We start from the raw sequence: 1,143 nt of genomic DNA on the forward strand, positions 1-1,143 counted from the left end.
TTTCGATGGTTAGTTCCTTCTTGATAAGCATAGGCTAGTTTAATCAAAGTTGGCTCGTCGAATTCTTTCCCTAGCAGTTCTAGCCCGACTGGAAGGCCGTTGTCACTGAAGCCGGCAGGAACCGAGATTGCTGGAAATCCTGAATACGGACTTAAGCGATTAGCATTCCCTGCACCTTGGCTTTTGCCCACCTGTGCCGGTAAAGCACTCGAAGTTGGATAGAGTAGTGCATCAAGGTCATGTTCATTAAACGTTACCATTAAGCTTTCCCTTGCCATTTTAGGACGATTGGTAATAATGTCATGGTATTCCTCATCATTTTCTAATGATTCTCTTTCATTTCGGGATTTTAATCCACTTTCCAAACTTGAAACAGAAACGGGATGTGCGAGCGGATGGAGTGGCAATCATAGAGAATGGCGAGGCCGTGAATGTCCTGCACGCGCTTGATCTCCGCCGCCAGGGCGGCGTGATAGGGCTTGTGGAAATGCTCAAGCCGTTTTTGCGTATCGGCAGCAGCGGGTTTTTCGCCGTCACGCCAGATCGCCCTGCCGTCGAAATCCGTTTCCGGGATGAGGCCGGTGGTGTTCTGTCCGGGATAGAGGCTGACGCCTTCCGGATCGCGGTTGGCGTCGATCACATAACGGTGGAAAGTGGCACGAACGGTCGTCGCTTCCGGCAGAAGCCCGTCATAAAGCGTATGGATATGCCAGTCCGTATCGGCCAGCAGTTGGCCGTTCTCGTTCAGCCGTGCCCAGATATCGCTCTTTATTTTTAGTCTTACCTTCCAGCTTCTTTTCCCGTCCACCCCATTCTCACCGATTTCCTGGATTCCAAGGACAACTGGACTCCATGGGCCTGGGAGTCCAGAGAAGGGACACATGGCTTCTTCTCTCCTACCAGGCAAGTCCTAAACAAGCTCGGTCTGAAAAAGGGACCAGATGTCCCTCTTTCTGCCTAATGGGAAAAATATTCTTAAATATTGAAGAAATGAGAAAAGGGAATTTCCAGGCAGTCCAGTAGTTAGGACTCTGTACTCTTCTTGCTGAGGGCACATGTTTGATCTCTGGTTAGGGGACTAAGGTCCCACAAGCCATGTTGCACAAAATGGTGAGAAATCAGCATAAAGATAAAAATAAAGAG

At 49.3% G+C, this 1,143-nt stretch carries 2 protein-coding genes; both read right to left on the reverse strand.

The genetic code is table 11. The features are described 5' to 3' along the window. A partial coding sequence (locus BTM36_RS25575; protein WP_254427097.1) for an amidase family protein occupies nucleotides 1-365 on the reverse strand: 365 nt, incomplete at its 3' end. Next, a complete protein-coding gene (locus BTM36_RS25580) occupies nucleotides 350-808 on the reverse strand; it encodes an N-formylglutamate amidohydrolase (RefSeq protein WP_217349636.1) in 459 nt (152 codons plus the stop codon). The genes BTM36_RS25575 and BTM36_RS25580, both read right to left, overlap by 16 nt. Nucleotides 809-1,143: the final 335 nt, after the last annotated feature.

Source organism: Herbaspirillum sp. VT-16-41, from assembly GCF_001994935.1.
GTDB lineage: Bacteria > Pseudomonadota > Gammaproteobacteria > Burkholderiales > Burkholderiaceae_D > Herbaspirillum > Herbaspirillum frisingense.